A 17,520-nucleotide genomic window follows, 5' to 3' on the forward strand; every position below is an offset into this window, starting at 1 on the left:
CTAGACTTATCGGAGCATGATGTTACTATAGCTAAAACGATAGTTGAGGCTACAAATGAAAATGGTTTGATCATGTTTGCTGCTCTTCGAAAGTGACTTTGACGTTGGTGGCTTAGCTGGATAATTTCATCAGTTGCTGAAGTTGCAATGCTGTTGGCTGACGATTTTACTGCCCACTCATACTCTTATCACGCGCTCCTTTAAACTCCGAACCAGCTTTCCACTGTGGAAAGGTCGTTTCACTAGCCAAGCGCTGACCTACGCGGAAGTAGAGCTGGGCGTCCTGAGTGATGCCGGATAGGTCCCATTTGGGGTCGAACTGGTCGGCGGGCTTGTGGTACATGTTAGTGGTGTAGTTCTGGCGCTGCTCAGAGATGTATTCCTTGCCGCGGGTGCGGCTCTCGAAGCCACCGCTGGCGTAGAGCGAGGGCACGCCCACGTGGGCGAAGCTGAAGTGGTCGGAGCGGTAGAACATGCCGGTTTCGGGTGTCTGGTCGGGGAGGATATAGCGGTCCTGCTCCTTGGCGGCGGCGCGGGCGTACTCCTCCAACTCTGATTGGCCGTAGCCAATGACGGTGAGGTCCTTCATCTTGCCGTAGGGCCAGAGCATGTCCATGTTCAGGTCGGCCACGGTCTTGTTGAGCGGAAACACCGGGTGCTGGGCGTAGTAAGCCGAGCCCAGCAGGCCCTGCTCTTCGCCCGTCACGGCCAGGAACACGATGCTACGGGCAGGCTTCTGGGGGGCTTTTTGGAAGGCTTCGGCAATGCTCAGCAGGGCAGCCAGACCAGTGCCGTCGTCCACGGCGCCGTTGTAGATGGAGTCGCCGGCAATAGCTTTGCCTACGCCAAAGTGGTCCCAGTGAGCCGAGTAGATGATATACTCATTGGGGCGGGTAGTGCCGGGTATCACCGCCAGCACGTTGCGACTGGTCTGACGGCGCAGCTTGTTCTGGATGCTGGCCGTGACGGTGAGGCCCGCAAGCGGGCGAGGCCGGAAGCCTTTCTGATTGGCAGCGGCGTAAAGTTGGTCGTAGTTCTGGCCGGCGGCCTGGAAGAGTCGCTTGGCCGCATCGAGCGTCAGCCAGCCTTCGATGGCGCACTTGCTGGCGCCTTTGTCAGGGGTTTGGGCGCGCAGCTTGGGGCTGATGGCCCCGCTCAGCACCACCGACCAGGGGTAAGCGGCCGGCTTGGTGTCGTGCACGATGAGTACGCCAGCGGCGCCTTGGCGGGCGGCTTCCTCGTATTTGTAAGTCCAGCGGCCGTAATAAGTCATGGCCTTGCCCTTAAACAAGGTGGTGTCGGTGCCCGCGTTGCCGGGGTCGTTTACCAGTACTACTACCGTTTTGCCTTTCACATCGAGGCCGGCGTAGTCGTTCCAGCCGTACTCGGGTGCCACCACGCCGTAGCCGGCAAATACCAGCGGCGAATTGGTAACGGCCACCTGGGGCTGCTCGCGCTGTGTGAAGGCTACAAAATCGGTCTTGTATTGCAGATTCAGGCTTTTACCGTTGCCCTTGATCTGCATGGTCGCGGCCGGGGTGCCGGTTATTTCTACCAGCGGCACAGATTGAAAGTAGCCGCCATCCGGGCCAGGCTTGAGACCGAGCTGCTTGAATTGGTCCGCGAGGTACTTAGTGCTGCGCTCCTCGCCCACGGTAAACGGCTTGCGGCCCATCATCTCATCCGATGACACTGCCTGCAAGTACTTGCTGATGCTAGCCGAACTGATGGTATCTGTAGAAGCAGCGGTTTCGGTAGCGGAAGCTGCTGGCTGGGTTGCTTCCGTGGTGTTGGAGCTGGATTGCGACTGGCAGCCGGCCAGGGCCAGGCCTAGCAGCCCGGCCGCGGCAACAGAACGAGTAGTGTGTAGCATGTGAGTATAATGCGTTATGGCTCGGTGACAAGTGTCGTAGCTGAAATATGGAAGTAATATTTAGCTACTCAATAGTAGCGGATATTTTGCTTATTCAATTCTCATCCACGACCGAAGAAATTGCCCTCATGAACAACTTCATGTAAGTAGGCCCAACCGGGAGTTTCTGCTACAAATCCGCCGGGGCGAGTTTGAGTATGAGACGCTAGTAGCGGAAGCCGAGGCGCTGGTGACGCGGGTAGAAGCTGCGTTTGCCGCCTCTACTTTGCCGGAGGCGCCAAACAGACAAGCCGCTGAGCAACTGCTGATTCGGGTGCGACGGGAGTTTTACGCGGCAGCAAGCGGGTAAGGGCAGCCCAGCCCCAAGCAGCTAGCCCAGCACTAGCGACCGGCTTAAAATGCCTCCGCCACGTTGATATAGAAATTGCCCCCCGCGTCGCCGAAGGCCGCGTCGAAGCGCAAGTTCAGGTTTTCGGCCTTCACAAGCTTGAAGCGCAGGCCCGCGCCCGCGGCCGGATGCAGGCCATTGAAATCGAAATCGCGCAGGCGCGAGGCCACCCTGCCGGCGCTGACGAAGCCCACCACTCCAAAGCGGCTGGTGAGCGGCAGGCGATATTCAACCTGGGCGGCGGCGTAGTTGCGGTCGAGGTAGCGCCCTTCGTAGTAGCCGCGCATCAGCCCACCGCCCCCAAGGCCCCGTGTTCCAGCAGCGGCACGTTGCCGCCAGTCAGGTAACCGAACACCTGATAGGCCAGCACGTGCTGGCGGTTACCCGCAATCTGAAAATACTGCCGCACGTCGATTTTGGTCAGCTCATAGCGAAATTGCCCCCCGAGTTGTTGGCCGTACCAGCCGTGGGTGATTTCGGCTAATATACCCCGCTGGGCATTCAGCACGTTGTCGCGCGTGTCGTAGGTCAGGGCCGTTTCCAAGCCCGTGCTCACGGCGCCGAGCGCGCCGGTTTCTCGCGGCTGGCCGGCGGCGTCGAGCAGGAGGCTTTGCGGAGCCAACTGCACGTCGCTCGTCCGCACGTGGCGCACGCCGCCGCCCACAAACAGCTTTCCCACGATCCGCCGCAATAGTAGCGGCTCAATTACCGTGTAGCGGTAGTCGTAAATCTCCTCGTTGGAGCTGGGCGTGTTGTTGCCCACGCCGTAGAAGAGCTGCGGAAAGCTGGAATGCCGCAGGTTGCCGCGCAGCAGGTAGTTTTCGTGGTTGAAAAAAACCGTGTAACCCGAATACAGGATGTACTGCTTATTGAGCGTGTACTGAAACGACACCGGAATGTTGGAGGTCCGGGTATCGGTACTGGCGCCTCTGGGCTTGAAGAGAAATTTGGCCCCCAGGCCCGCGCCCCAGCTGGTTTCGGGGGCATAGGAGATGATGGGGGCCAGCACCAGCCGGGTTGGGTAGGCGCCGCGCTGCGCCACCGCCTGCCGGTTGATGTCGAACTCGAACACATCGAGCACGCGGTCGAGAAACGAGCGGCTGGTATCAGCCGGGGCTGTCTGTCCGCCCGCCGTGCTGCTGCGTAGCGAGTCGGCCGGTAGCTGCTGGGCCGCCGCCGGAAAAGTGGCTAGTGTGCTTCCGGCTGCCAGCAAAACCGCCAGGAGTGCGCCCCCATATACTTTCATATATCTAGTTAACCTGATTTACCACGAAGGTAGGGTGAAGGGAAATTCAGAGCCGAGCTTGGCTTGCAACGCTGGCTACCATCGGGGGCGAACTGCGGGGTCTGGTCAAGGCAGAAGCCGCCAAGCTGGACCAAGCTAATTTTTCCGGGGATAACCAAGCGGCGTTTTTCTGCCTTACGGATAAACTGAACTGTGTAGTCGGAACAGCAGTGAATAAGCTACACGGCCGCCCGGTGCGCTCTGGCCAACGTGCCTCACCTCCCCGACGTAGCGGTAGCTGAGGCCCTGGTAACGCAAGTGTAAGCGGCCTTTGCCTCCCTTTGCCGGAGGCGCCCAACAAACAAGCCGCCGAGCAGCGGCTGACTTAAGTGCGGCGGGAGTTTTATGCGGGAGTAAGCCGGTAGCCAAGTGGCCTAGTGGTGTCACGACTTTTTCGGTCGTGGTACCACTCAGATGTTTCTGAAAATAATTTTCGCGGCGCGTGTGGAAAAAAGCCCCCAGGGCATCATCCTCCCGTCGGCCGGCGGATAGCTTGGGCCCGACCAGTTTTCTGGCCTTTCCAACCTGCCTCGCCTATGCCCCGACACCTACGCCTCGTCTTTGTATTGCTGTATTTGTTGAGCTGGCAGGTGGCCGCGGCCCAGCAGCGCCTGGCTCAGGGCCGGCAGCGCAGCTACTACACCAAAGTCTTCCGCCTCACCGACGCTAAAACGCTGCTGCTGTACCAGAAAGGTTTGAGCGCGGCCAAGGCCAGCTTTTTCATCCAGCCTGTCGACTCATTTCCGACGGACAGCCTCCGCCAGTGGCGTCGTCCGCTGCCAGTGGGCTACTACCTGGTGGCCCACACCGAGGGGCCGCGCCTGGTGTACTGGCTGCGCTCCGTGACTGACCGCGAGGTAGTGGTGCTGGACAATCAGGTGGATCTGGCTCTGGTGGTGCGCGATACGACCGGCCAGTTGCTCGACGGCCGGGCCCAGGTGCGTATAGGCGGGCGCGAAGTGCCATTTGATGCCGCTACGCAGAGCTTCCGCAAGGCGCGGGGCGGGCGCGGCGGCATTGTGGCCGTCACGCAGGGTGGGCGCACGACCTATCATCTGCTCACCCGAACGTTTCCCTCCAAAATGCCCTTCACGGCCCGCAGCGTAGCTAATCGGGTGGTGTTTGGGTTTCCGCTGGGATACCTCACGGGCCCCGTACGCAACTTTGTGCGCGGCCTCCGGCACTTCAGCTACACGACTACTGGGCTGGTGGGCTTGGTGCGGTCGGTGTTTAGCGAAGACGTGCGCGAGGAGCGTCAAAATCAGCGCGAGCAGCGGCGAGAGCAGACCTGGACGCACTACCTGGTATTTAGCAAGCCCCGCTACCGGCCCCAGGGCGACACCCTGCGGCTGAAGGCGCGGGTGACCCGGCGCGACGGCGGCCGGCTCTGCACCGCTCCGCTCACGCTGTGGCTCACCAATAATGGTAAGGATAGAAAGATAGCCGTGCTCCGCGCAGAGCGGCCTGGTTCTTACGTCTTTGAGTTGCCGCTGACCGATACGCTGGGCCTGCAAAGCAGCCGCCCCGTGTACGTGCGCCTCGACAATTCTCATGATGTGACCCTGGCCAGCGGGGAGTTTCAGCTGGAAGATTATGAGCTGAAAAACACCCGCTACACCCTGCGCGTGGCCGAAACCGAGCAGCGCCGGGGCACGCCCCAGGCTTTGTTTCTGCGCGGCACCGATGCCAATGAGTTGAACCTGCTGGATGCGCGGGTGCAGGTGGCGGTGGTGCCCACGCAGGTTACGCGCCTGGCCTCGCCCGTGGTGTTTGTGCCCGACACGCTCTGGACGTATGCTCAATCCCTTGATCCTGTTGGCGAAACCCGCCTGAATTTGCCCCCCAGTCAGCTGCCCGCCGCCGAGTTGCGCTACCGCGTAGAAGCCACCTTCCTCAACTCCGACAACGAGCGCCACGCCGAGCAGGCCCAGGTTACCTACCGCCTCGACCCCGGTCAGCTGACCGTGCAGCTCCACAACGACTCCGTGCAGCTGCGCTTTCAGCAAGCCGGCAAAAATGCCCCCCAGACCGCCACGCTGGAGATTTGGCCCCCGGATTCCGTTCTACAGAAACCTCTGTTTCGCGGCCCCGTGCAGCTGCCGCTGGATTTGCCGGTGCTGCCCCAGGCCGCCCGTTATGTGCTGCGCGATGCCGCCGGCCGCACCGCCGAGCTGCGCCTGACGCCCGCCAACGCCGCCCTGTCCCTGCGCTCCGACCGCACCCACGACTCTATTTTTGTAGAAATGGAAAATCCCCACCGACTGGCGTTCTGGTACTTCGTGTATCGGGGTAATGAGCTGGTGCGCCGGGGCTATGGCCGGGAGCTGAAAATGGCCGAGCGGGCCAGCAGTCCCGAGCCGTGGTTTGCCTCGGTGCAGTACGAGTGGGGCGGGGAGATGCGCACCGATGAATACAGTATCCCATTGAATCAAAGCCAGTTGCAGGTTCGCGCCGAGCAGCCTGCCGTGGCCTATCCTGGCCAGCGCATCCGCCTGACGTACCACGTTACCGATGGCGCGGGCGCGCCGGTGCCCAATGCCGACCTCACTTCCTATGCCTACACCAGCAAGTTCCGGCAGCCCGAGGCCCCCGAGCTGCCCAGCATTGAGCCACCTACGGTGGGCCGAAGGGCCGGGCGGCGGTTTCGGCTGGCGGAGCAGTTTGACAACAAACCCGAGCAAACCAGCCAGCAACTACTCGATTGGGCGCAGTGGCGCAGGCAGTTGGGGCTCGATTCGCTGGTGTTTTATCAATTTCTGTATCCTGATTTCGGCGTATTTGGCGAATACCGCCCCGCGCCGGGCGGCATCACGCAGGTGGCACCCTTTGTAGTCGATTCGGGCCGAGTGCAGCCGGCGGCAGCCGTATATCTGGATGGTGTGCCGATTTACATTCGCGCCATCAACCACACCGAGCCCTACGCCCTGGTAGCCGACAGTGGCTACCACACCCTGGCCGTTCGCACCGCTACTCGCCTCATCACTTTGCGCGGCGTGTACCTGCGGCCCCTGCACAAGCTCACCGTCAGCCTCGACCTGAACTACCCGCGCCCCGATATGACGGTGGAAGAGCGCCCCGCCACTTTCACTCCCCTTGAGCAAACCGAGCTGAACCGACGTTTGCTGCCCGTGAGCGTCACCAATTTGCCCCCCGGCGTGTTGCCCACGCTCCGGCAAGGTGCCCGTTTGCAGGTACTTACGTATCAGCATCGTTCCCAGCAGGACTATCGAAATGCGGTGTGGATGGGCGGGCCGTTTCGGGCCGACTCGGTGCTGTACCGGGAGGGGAGCGGGCTGCGGCAGAAATTTCTGTTTGAGCCTGCTTACCGCTACGCCTTCGCGCCGGGTCTGCTCAAGCAAACCAGCACACCGCCCTATCGCTTCGAGGGCCTGACTCGCTACAGCTCCGCCGATTCGCTGCCGTTGCGCGGCTTTGCCTACACCGAAGCCGCCGTGCGCAAGCTCCAGGAGCAGCTCAGCTTCCAGCCAACCACCCGCGCCTGGACCTTCGTGCAGCTCGATGACACCGTGCAGACCCGCGCCGGGCAGGGCCGCCTGGTGCTGTGGGCGCCACCTACGAATGCTGATATGAAACCGCAAACGCCCGTGCCCGCTGTTTTATACACCTTAATTACCCAGCAGAGCCAGCCAAAGTTTGGTCGGCTGTTGCGTGGGCTAATGCCTGTACAAGGCCTGAAGCCCGGCAAATACCGCGTGGCCGTGCTGCTGGCCGACAGCACCTGTCTGGTGCCCGCCGATGTAAACGTCCGGGCCGGCGGTACTACCTACGTGCAGCTTCAGCACTCGCATCGGCAGCCAAAAGGTCCTGCGAGCCAGCGTGTGAGGCGTTTTATTGAGATGCGCACCATCCGTTCGACGGCGGCGACTGAACAGCCGGCCGTGCGCACCTACCAAATCCGGGAAACGACGGCGGCGGAGCGGCGGGGATGGCCGCTGGTGCGGGGGCGGGTGCTCGATAAAAGTTCGGGCGAAGGTCTGCCGGGCGTCACGGTGCTGGTAAAAGGCACCAGCGTAGGAGTGTCCAGCAACGCCGATGGCAGCTTTGAGCTAAACGTGCCCTACGGTGGTACACTGGTTTTCTCTTTTATTGGCTACCTCACAGTGGAGCGCGTGGTGATTGGGCGGGAGCTGGAGGTCAGCTTAAGCGCTGATACCAAGCAGCTTTCGGAGGTGGTTGTGACAGGTTTAGGTAGCCAAAGTCTACAGGGCCGAGTGGCTGGAGTAACTATAACCAACAGTGCATCAGGTGTAAGCAGCAATATCATCAGGATTCGAGGCAACGCTAGCTTATCCATGACAAACCAACCGCTCTACATCGTGGATGGAGTGCCTTTCAATGGCCGGGTGGAAGATATCGACCCCGCTTCCATTCTTTCTACTACCGTACTCAAGGGCGCGCAAGCCGAGGCAATCTATGGCGCTAAAGCCGCGGGTGGAGTAGTTATCATCAAAACCAAAGCCACCAAAACGCCCCGTTCCCTAACCGACCCCACGGCCCCAGCCGACGCCGACAACACCCAACCCGACGGCCGCGACCCGCGCCTAGCCCTGCGCCGCCGCTTCTCCGACGTAGGCTGGTGGCGCCCCAACCTGCTCACCGATGCCCGCGGCCAAGCCACCACCGAAGCCATCCTGCCCGACGACGTAACCGGCTGGGACACCTTCGTACTAGGCTCCGATAACCACGGCCGCACCGGCAGCGCCACCGCCAGCCTGCGCTCCTTCAAAGGCCTGCTTGGCGAGCTGGCCGTGCCCCGCTTCCTGGTGGCCGGCGACAAGGCCCAGGTGCTAGGCAAAACCCTCAACTACCTCCCCGACACGGCCCAGGTCACGACAACCTTCCGGGTGGGCGCCACCGTGGCCCGCACCGCGCGCCATCAGGTTATCACGTCGGCCCTGGATACGCTTACCGTCACGGCGCCCGCCAAGGCTGATTCCCTGCAAGTTACCTTCAGCCTGCAAAAGCCGGATGGCTACGCCGATGGCGAAGTGCGCACCGTGCCCGTGCTGCCAGCCGGTACCCGCGAGCGGGTCGGCACCTTCGCCGTGCTCACCGCTGCCGATACTACTTTGCAATTGACTTTCGACCCCAAGCTGGGCGAAACCACCGTTCGTCTGGAAAGCGACCTGCTGCCCTTGTTGCTGGAGGAAATTCGCCACGTGCAGCAGTACGCCTACCTCTGCAACGAGCAGGCGGCCTCCAAACTCAAAGCCCTGTTGCTGGAACAGCGCATCCGCGAGTTTCTGCAACAGCCTTTCACCCACGCCAAGGACGTAAACCAGCTGATTCGGCGGCTGCGGCAGGGACAGCAGAAGCCGGGCCTGTGGGGCACCTGGCCGACTTCGCCCATCAGCGCCTGGGCCACGCTGCACGTGCTGGAAGCGCTGTTAGAGGCTGAAAAACAAGGCTACAAAGTGCAGCTCGACCGCAACGACGTGCAGATCTATCTGCTTAAGCAGCTGGACCTGAGCTTTGCCGAAAAACGAAATGCAGCCTTCGTGGGGGGCTTTTTTGGCACGCCCGACGACCGGTTGCGCCTCTTGCAGATTCTGCACCGCCTGGGCGTCCAAACCGACTACGCCACCTACATCATCCGCCTGGAGCGCGGCCGGCAGCAACTGGATACGTATCTGGCGCTCACGAATCTGCGTCAGGAGCTGAAGCTGCCATATCAGCTGGATAGTCTGCGGCGCCACCGCTTTACCACCCAGCTCGGGGGGGCTTTTTATGAGGATGCCCTGCGGGCGAGTGCTTACTACCGTTATCTGCTGAATAGAAGAATAGGAACTACCCTGCTGGCCTACCGCGTGCTGCGGGCCGCCGGTGGGGGAGGGGAGGAGCTGGCGCGTATCCGCACGTTTCTGCTGAATCAGCGGCGCGTGGGGCACTGGGCCAGCACCTACGAGGCCGCCCAGATTCTGGAAACCATCGGCCCCGACTTGTTTGCGCCCGGTCGGGCTACGGTGGCGCGGGTGCAACTCAGCGGCGCGCTCCAGCAGGAAGTGACGCAATTTCCATTTGAGGCCAAAATGCCCCCAGCGCCGGTTTGCTCACGTTGCGCAAGGAAGGGTTGCTGCCTGTGTACGCTACCGCCTACCAAACTTTCCAGAACCCCCAGCCCGCCGCCGTGGCCGCGCCCTTCCGCGTGACGACTACGCTAGCCGGGCAAACAGGCGCTCAGGTGAAGCTCAAGGCTGGGCAGCCCGCGGAGTTGCTGGTGACGGTAGAGGTGGCCGCCGAAGCGCGCTACGTGCTGCTGGAGGTGCCCATCCCGGCCGGCTGCTCCTACGGCGACAACAAGCCGGGCAATTCCTTCGAGGTGCATCGGGAGTACCTGCGCCACCAAACCGGCATCTTCATCGACGTGCTGCCCGTGGGACGCCATACCTTCCGTATTGCCCTGCAACCGCGCTTTCGGGGTCAATATACCCTGAACCCTGCCCGCGCCGAACTGATGTATTTTCCCACTCGCTTCGGCCGCTCAGCCAGCAAGCAGACCACAATCAACTAGGCATAGACAGTAATCATTACTCTAATAACCATCGGCTCTGAATGAAGAAAGGCCCAGAATTAATTCTGGGCCTTTCTTCATTCAAGGCTTGATAGCAAGCTGTGTATTATGCAGCAAGTCAGAGGTTTGAAAAACTTAAGCACTATGCCAAAAATGCTGCTGATACCAAGCGGCAGCTTGCGCTACATCCTGGGGCGTGAGGTTGTGGCCGGCGGGCGCGTCGTATCGGGTGAGCGCAAAGCCCCGATTGGTAAGCAGGCTCGCGTAGCGCTCCGTGGCCGCGGGGTCAACGGTCGGGTCGCGCTGGCCGGGGGCGAAGAATACGGGCACCGGATTCCGGGGGGCTTTTTGGTCGTCGTTGTTCGCCATGGGAGCGGCGGGTACTTCGCTCAACGGTTGCATGGGACGCAGCAGGGCTGCGCCGGCCAACAGCTCAGGGTAGAGCAGCAAGACGCTGCCAATGAGGTTGGCGCCGTTCGAATAACCCAGCGCCACCAGGTTCTGTAAGTCGAACTCCTTTTGGGGGGCAATTTTGCGCAGGAATTCCACCAGCTCATGCGTCCGGAACCGAACGTCGTCCTCGTCGAACACGCCCATACCCAGGCGGCGAAAGAAGCGTGGCATACCATTCTCCAGCACGTTGCCCCGCACGCTCAGCACGTTGAAGTCGGAGCCGAGCTGGCCCGCAATGGGCAACAGATCCCGCTCGTCGCCGCCGGTGCCGTGGAGCAGCAGCAAGGTTCGGGCGCCTGGCTGCTCGGCAGGGCGGTAGATATAGGTAAGAGGCTGATAGTCCATAACTAGCTGATAACGGGTAGCTGCGCTTCAATCTGGGCCCGGCGGCGTTCGTACTGAGGTGGCAGCAACAAGTGGGTGCCCAGTTCCGCCAGCGACTCGTCGATCATAAAGCCCGGATTGTCGGTGGCAATCTCAAACAAAACGCCCCCCGGCTCGCGGAAATACAGGGAGTGAAAGTACTGCCGGTCTATTTGCTCCGTGATGTTGAGGCCGCGGGCCGCAATCTTTTGGCGGAAGCGCATTTCCGTGGCATCATCGGGCACGCGGAAGGCAATGTGGTGTACTGAGCCGCCAGCTACGTGCCCACGGGCCTCACCGGGTGCTTCCACCAGATCGATGATGGCCGCGCCGGGCACCGCATCCGTGGCGAAGCGGTAGCGGTTTACGTGCTGCTCCATCAGCTTATAGCCGAATACTTCCGTCAGAATCTCGGCCGTGCCCTTAATGTTGGTCAACGTCAGGGTCACGTTATGAAAGCCCTTGGTCGCTACCGCGGCGCTCACCTCCGGCGTCGTCCAGGGCGTGCGCGGATCGGCGTTTTTAGCAACGGTCAGCTCCAGCTTCAGGCCATCCGGGTCGAGAAAGGTGAGGTAAGGCTCACCGAATTTTTCGCTGGGCTTGTTGAACGTCACGTTATGCTGCGCGAAGCGCTTCAGCCAGAAGTCGAAGCTGCCCTCCGGCACTGAGTAGCCAATTTCAGTGGCCTGCCCGGTGCCGCGCCGGCCAGGTGTCATATTCTGCCAGGGGAAAAACGTGAGAATGGTGCCCGCCGAGCCTACCTCATCGCCAAAGTAAAAGTGGTAGGTGCTGGGGTCATCAAAGTTGACGGTCTTCTTCAAAAAGCGCAGCCCCATCACTTTCGCATAGAAGTCATAGTTGCGTTGCGCATTACTGGCAATGGCCGTGATGTGGTGCAGGCCAAGGATCTGATCCGACATAAAACGTGAGATTTAAGAGTGAACAGAGGCTAAACTGACAGAACAAGAAAAAATCTAGCGTTAAAGATAAAATCCTGAAACTTCTACTGATAAGCATACGTAAAATTCATCAGTAGCGTCGCTTATGGGAGTCTGAGGCCTACGGAAAGAATAAAAGTGAACCAGAGAAGTAGTAAGAGTAAAGCTACCGTTAAAGGTTGGTCAGTACCGAAGTTGGACGGAATTATAAGGCAACAAAAAACCCCTCGCTAGGAGGGGCTTTTGTTAAGAAGAACTAAAATGGTAGGAAACGCAGGGAAGAGAGATACTACTTAACTTCTAAGCGCTGTGTGCTGATCTTTCCTTTCTCACCTACGCGCACCTGGTACAGACCATTAGCTAAGCTTTGGATATTCAGACGCTGGGCAAGTGCACCACGCTTCTCTAGAACCGTTTTGCCAGACTGAGCAACGATCTGCACGTAGTCGGTGCCGGCAGGCAGCATTACGTAATCAGCGGCTGGGTTAGGATAGATAGCAAGATCATTCGTGGTTTTAGCAGTTGCAGCGCTGCTAGCAGCAGTTACATTGCTGGTGCTCACGGCGCTCAGAGTAGCGTTAGAGCTGATGCCTGATCCGTCGCGGACTAACACCCAACGCTGAGCGGTTGTGCCGTTATCATCCCACTGCTGCACTTTAGCACCATTGTGAGAGTTGTTGTTATCTACGTCGAGCACTTTGTTGGTGCCTTTGTGCATGAGCTTGAAGCTGCCATCGCCGTTAGAAGTGATAATCCAACGCTGAGCGCTTGAGCCGTTATCATCCCACTGCTGTATTTTAGCGCCATTCTGATCGCTGTTGTTATCTACATCAAGTACTTGACCAGTACCCTTGTGCGTGAGTTTGTAGGTGCCGTCACTCTGAAGGGAAATTACAAAACGCTGAGCGGTAGAACCATTGTCGTCCCAAATCTGCACTTTGGCACCGGCACGGTCGCTGTTGTTGTCTACGTCAAGCACTTTGTTGGAGCCTTTGCCTACAAGCTTGTAGGTGCCACCTGATACAATTGCGCTGCTGCCACCTGGAGTTGGAGTTGGTGCCGGGGCTGGAGCGGGACTTGGAGCAGGTGCCGGAGTTGGCGAACCTGAAGTTGGGCCTACAACTACACCGTTGTTACGGAGTTTGGTTTCCCACATGGTGAATTCAGCCTTCTCCGTGTCGCGAGTGATCAGGAAGGGCAATTCTGTGTTCAAGGAGTAGTTATGAGCATCAGCTGCATCGGGCAGATACTGGTCATTACGCGAATTCCAATTCTTACGATTAACATAGCCTACTACGTTGTTATAAGCTCTGTTATTCTGAAAGATATCGCTGCTTGAACCACTCTTCATAATGTAGATACCTACATTATTTGCAGCTATATATGTACCATCTGCTAAGTAACCCGAGTTGATAATGCGGTTATTGAAGAACTCCATGTCGTGGCCAGCCGAGATACACAAACCTTGAGTACCGGTGCTAACGATCTGGTTATTATACGCCTTCATGTAGCCTGGTGATCTTGCCCAGTCGCCGGTGTTGCCATCACCCATGTTGATGCCGCCGCCACCATAATTAGTCTCGTTAGCCGGATCATTTGGGTAGGCTCCCTGAATGTAGTTGTCGTAGATCAGGATGGGGCTATCGGAAGTTCCGTTAGACATATAGAAGTTGATGTTCTCTTCTACACGGCTTTTATAAGGTTCGTTGATTACCTGATTCCAGGCAATTTCTGCTCCTCTGATCTGAGTTACGCCGTTGAACTGTACAAATTGTACGTACTCTTTACCGCCATTGCGATAACGGCCATCGATATTGCTAGCCTTATTGTATTTGATTTTAACCGTTTCCTGGTCAGAATGATTACCTGTGTAACCAGCTAAGTAAATACCTGAGGTGTGGTCGAGGTAGTTATGCTCTAGACGAACATTTTTAAAATTTGTCGCGTCGAAGAAGCGGCCATATCGTGTGTTGTCTTGGCTAGGCGTCAGACCGTAACCATTCACATTACGAACCGTTACATTGCTGCCAGGGGTATGGGAACGAATCAAAATGCCCCGGCTACGAATATTCGCATTTTCAATAACCACCGGCTCAGTAGTTTCAACACTAACCGCAGGTGTATTTGAGTCGTGGCTCTCCCAGTTGCCGGAATAAGTACCGCCTCTGGTAATACGTAGAGGGCCTTGATAATCTTGGGCGATGCTGGTGTGGGCAGCGCCAGTGAGGAGGAGAAGCAGCCAGGAAAACAGTGTCCAATGTGATGTTACTCGGCGTGCTGGAACGGGGGTAAGGTGTCGGATGTGCATTCGCAGAAAGGGTTGAAAGAATAAAAGTGAACAATCCAGAGTGAACAATACTGACCAGTTTGTGTGGGAGTCTACTGGTTTATAAGTGGCAATATTACTGGATAAAGTCGAACCCGAAGCATTAGAACAAAAAGTTGCACATAGTGGAAACACCATAAACCCTGCTGTGCAGCTAAGCAGGAAAAGCAACAAACGATATAGCAAAAACGCCCCCAGAGCATTCTGGGGGGCGTTTTTGCTATATTATGTAAAGTAGATCCTACTTCTTTATTACAAATAAACCGTCTTAAAATGCCTCATTATTGTACGCAGTGACATTATAAGGTTCACAGTATAGGCAATAGATTATATTGAAATACGGCGTGAAAAAATTGGACAGTAAATCCGGGAGAAAGATAATTTTAGATAGAAGGCTGTATCCATAGAATCAGGCTGTCAACAATAACACTCGCAAGCATTTTCATGAAGGCTACAGCGCCTGAACTTGGTGCTTACTGTTGAGGTTCCGTACTACCCAATTTTGAAAAGGAGCGACCTAGCTCAATTATCACTTATTAATCTTATCTGCATGCATAATAAATGAACTTTATGAAGCTCGTATTTGGTTGTATTGTAAAAATTATATTCGCCATAAAGTTTATGGTGTTTAAAAATGAGATATTATATATATATTTTATGAAATAGTAGGTATATACATGAGTTTGCGAGAGAATGAAAAAGTCTTGCTTCAATGTTTATTCTGACCTGTATTATTAAAGTAGCTGAGCTGAACAATGCGTCATAGCGCACTGCTCAGCTCAGCTACTTTAGCTGCAAATTCATTGCAGTGTGAACTACGTGAGCCAACCAAGTTGGCTGTAATGAGCTACCCAGCTAGAGTTAGCTATTCTGCTTTCAGTAAGCGCACATAATACACGCTCCCTGCCGTAGAGCCGTTATTTGCCTGGAATTTGACTGTGAGAACTTCCGGCGCAGAAGCCAGCACTTGAGGCGGGAGCTTGTAGTCCACCTCGATGAACTTTTCGCCGCCGAGGCCTTGCAAATTTTCCTGCTTAAGCAGTTTGCCATTGACGAGAATGTCAAACCGGCGGTCTTTGTCTTTGCCGTAAAACGTGACGCGCAAGGTGCGTGCGGCATTTCCAGGGTTTTTGAGATTGTAGCTAAACCAGCCTTTGGCCTGACGCCAATGCCGGTCCTTGAATACACCGGTGTCGGTTTGCTCACCCTCAAAGCCATGATCCGACTCGGGCTGCTGCTCGCCGGGCGCCACCTGATCGAGCGTACGGGCTTCCAGGGCCATCTTTTCCGCTTCTTTTAGCTGTAGGGCTTGTTTGCGTGCGACCAGTTCGGCGGGCGTGGCTACCGGCCAATAAACCATGTAGCGCGCATCGTGTATCCGGAAAAAGGGAATCAGCTCTACTTTCCGATAGCGGTCAGAATCGATAAGCGAGGCGGCGCTGAAGGTGAGCGGCTTGCCGGCCACGGGCTTTATATCGGCTACCAGGTTCTGAGGACTCGATGTAACCAGCACGGGAGCCTCGTCAAGCGGGTAGGCAGGGCCGCTGGCAATATGGCCCATACGGCTGCCATCGGCCAGTAAACCGGGCATATCCGTGGTATCGGTAATGGCGGCCAGCACAATAGGGCCGTGTACGAAGGATACCCAGGGCGATTTGTCAGGCAGAAATTCGGCCTTGGTTTCCATGGGCAAGGCCACGCTCACCACGTCGCCCGACTTCCACTTGCGCTCGATGGTCAGATAGCCGGGGGCTGAGGTTTCGTATTTGGCAGCACGGCCATTTACGAGCACTTGGCCGTCACCCGGCTTCAGCCAAGTAGGGCGGCGGATATGCAGGGCAAATCGGCGGGCTTTTTTAAGCTGAAGCTTTAAGTTAGAGGTTTCGGCAAAAGGAAAGCGCGTGTCCTGGGTAAGGGTCAGGCCGGCCTCGGGCCAGGTGAGACGGGAGGGAATAAAAAGGTTGACAAACAAGTCCTCTTTATTATGAGCATAAATCAGCTCGCCGTACTTGCCGTGATTTTCAAGGCCTGAGCCCACACAGCACCAAAAGCCATCCTGGGGTTGGGAATACACGCGGTAGTGGCGGGGCCGCATGGGGGTGAAGTACACGAAACCGCCTTTTTCGGGGTGTTGGGAGGAAAGAATGTGGTTGTAGAGCGCCCGCTCGTAGTACTCTATATAAGGAGTGGAGGCGCTGGTGAGGTACAACTGCTTGCTTAGCTTGAGCATGTTGTAGGTGTTGCAGGTTTCGGGGCCCTCCTTGCCTTCCAGCATGGCCGTAAAATTCTGAGCAGGGTGGAAGTGCTCGCTCACGCTGTTGCCGCCAATCGAGACGGTGCGGTGGTCTACTACTGTTTTCCAGAAAAAGGCAGCGGCGTTGCTCCAGGCGGTATCGCCGGATAGCTCGGCTATGCGCTTGTAACCTATCACTTTCGGAATCTGGGTGTTGGCGTGGAGACCGTTCAGCTCATCTTTGCCCCCCAGCAGCGGCTCTAATATGGAGCGGTGCGAAAACCGCCGGGCCAGGGTCAGATACTTTTTGTCGCCGGTGATTTCGGCTACATCAGCCAGCACTTCGTTCATGCCGCCGTGCTCGCTGCGCAGCATATCCTGAATCTGGGCGTCGGTAAGGGAAGCAGTCAGGTCAACGGCCCAGTTGGCGAGCTGCACCAGCATGTCTTTAGCCTTGGTGTTGCCCGCAAACAAATGCGCGTCGCGCAGGCCCGAATAGGTTTTGTGGATGTTGTACCAAGGCACCCACTTATTATTAAGGGAAAAGCTGCCCGCGTTGATGTTGCCCGCTTTTACCTGTTCCCACATTTTTTGCCCCCAGGCGTGCCGCCGAGGTAGCCATTGCCGTTGCGCTCCTGACACAGCGCCAGCTCATCTACCATATAGGTAAGCCGCCGCCCAACTTCTGCATTGCCTGTAGCGGCGTACATATACGCTAGCGCCGACAGGTAATGTCCGCCAATATGTCCATCCAGGCCCGTATTTTCCCAGTTGCCGTAGCTCGGTGCGCGTGGCGCCAGGCCCGCTTCGCGGCGATAGGGCGCCAGCAGCCGGTCGGGGCTCAGCGCCAGAATGTATTGCAGATCGGTTTGCTGAGCCGCTTGAAAGGGGCTTTCGGTGAGCGTTACCGCCGACAGCGGAAAGCTTTGCAGCGGCGTTTGGGCCTGACCCAGCGTTACGGCTACGAGTAGAAAGCCTATACTTAACCAGCTTGTTTTCATGATATTAGGTAAACAGAAGTTATAATAACTGACACTATACCAGCGACGAGCAGGCAGCACCGCCTGGTCCGCAGCCATCGGCTAAATCTACACAATCGATTGTTATAGTCTTGATCAAATGAAATTTG

10 protein-coding genes are annotated in these 17,520 nt (G+C 57.5%); 2 read left to right on the plus strand and 8 right to left on the minus strand.

Features of this window, described 5'->3' with window-relative positions; genetic code table 11:
- Positions 1-166: 166 nt before the first annotated feature.
- The 3 genes from H9L05_RS15445 to H9L05_RS15455 form a co-directional block, all read right to left on the minus strand.
- A complete protein-coding gene (locus tag H9L05_RS15445) occupies positions 167-1,873 on the minus strand; it encodes a M28 family metallopeptidase (RefSeq protein ID WP_187731696.1) in 1,707 nt (568 codons plus the stop codon).
- A 393-nt stretch (positions 1,874-2,266) separates the two neighbouring features.
- The gene (locus H9L05_RS15450) at positions 2,267-2,548 is read right to left on the minus strand and encodes a hypothetical protein (protein ID WP_187731697.1); all 282 of its coding nucleotides are present in this window, start codon (positions 2,546-2,548) and stop codon (positions 2,267-2,269) included.
- Positions 2,548-3,507: a BamA/TamA family outer membrane protein gene (locus H9L05_RS15455; protein ID WP_187731698.1), complete on the minus strand. Its 960-nt coding sequence runs from the start codon at positions 3,505-3,507 to the stop codon at positions 2,548-2,550. Before H9L05_RS15455 ends, H9L05_RS15450 begins: the two co-directional genes overlap by 1 nt.
- 575 nt (positions 3,508-4,082) lie before the next feature.
- Here H9L05_RS15455 and H9L05_RS15460 point away from each other — a divergent pair.
- Positions 4,083-9,716, plus strand: a complete 5,634-nt coding sequence (locus tag H9L05_RS15460; protein WP_187731699.1) for a carboxypeptidase-like regulatory domain-containing protein — start codon at positions 4,083-4,085, stop codon at positions 9,714-9,716.
- Complete coding sequence (locus H9L05_RS15465; protein ID WP_187731700.1) at positions 9,647-10,078, plus strand: alpha-2-macroglobulin family protein; 432 nt, start codon at positions 9,647-9,649, stop codon at positions 10,076-10,078. The genes H9L05_RS15460 and H9L05_RS15465 overlap by 70 nt, the downstream gene beginning before the upstream one ends.
- 135 nt (positions 10,079-10,213) lie before the next feature.
- Here H9L05_RS15465 and H9L05_RS15470 read toward each other — a convergent pair whose 3' ends face one another.
- The 5 genes from H9L05_RS15470 to H9L05_RS25160 all read right to left on the minus strand — a co-directional run bounded on the left by H9L05_RS15470 (position 10,214) and on the right by H9L05_RS25160 (position 17,392).
- Positions 10,214-10,876: an alpha/beta hydrolase gene (locus H9L05_RS15470; protein ID WP_187731701.1), complete on the minus strand. Its 663-nt coding sequence runs from the start codon at positions 10,874-10,876 to the stop codon at positions 10,214-10,216.
- Between the two features lie 2 nt (positions 10,877-10,878).
- Positions 10,879-11,814: a ring-cleaving dioxygenase gene (locus H9L05_RS15475; protein ID WP_187731702.1), complete on the minus strand. Its 936-nt coding sequence runs from the start codon at positions 11,812-11,814 to the stop codon at positions 10,879-10,881.
- A gap of 307 nt (positions 11,815-12,121) precedes the next feature.
- Entirely contained in the window at positions 12,122-13,882 is a 1,761-nt protein-coding gene (locus tag H9L05_RS25150) for an RICIN domain-containing protein (RefSeq protein WP_187731703.1), read from the minus strand.
- A gap of 1,141 nt (positions 13,883-15,023) precedes the next feature.
- Positions 15,024-16,979, minus strand: a complete 1,956-nt coding sequence (locus H9L05_RS25155) for a glycoside hydrolase family 127 protein (RefSeq protein WP_262892547.1) — start codon at positions 16,977-16,979, stop codon at positions 15,024-15,026.
- Positions 16,964-17,392, minus strand: coding sequence for a glycoside hydrolase family 127 protein (locus tag H9L05_RS25160; RefSeq protein ID WP_262892548.1), 429 nt, complete (start codon positions 17,390-17,392; stop codon positions 16,964-16,966). The genes H9L05_RS25155 and H9L05_RS25160 overlap by 16 nt, the downstream gene beginning before the upstream one ends.
- Between the last annotated feature and the right edge of the window lie 128 nt (positions 17,393-17,520).

It is taken from the genome of Hymenobacter qilianensis (assembly GCF_014489555.1).
Classification (GTDB): domain Bacteria; phylum Bacteroidota; class Bacteroidia; order Cytophagales; family Hymenobacteraceae; genus Hymenobacter; species Hymenobacter qilianensis.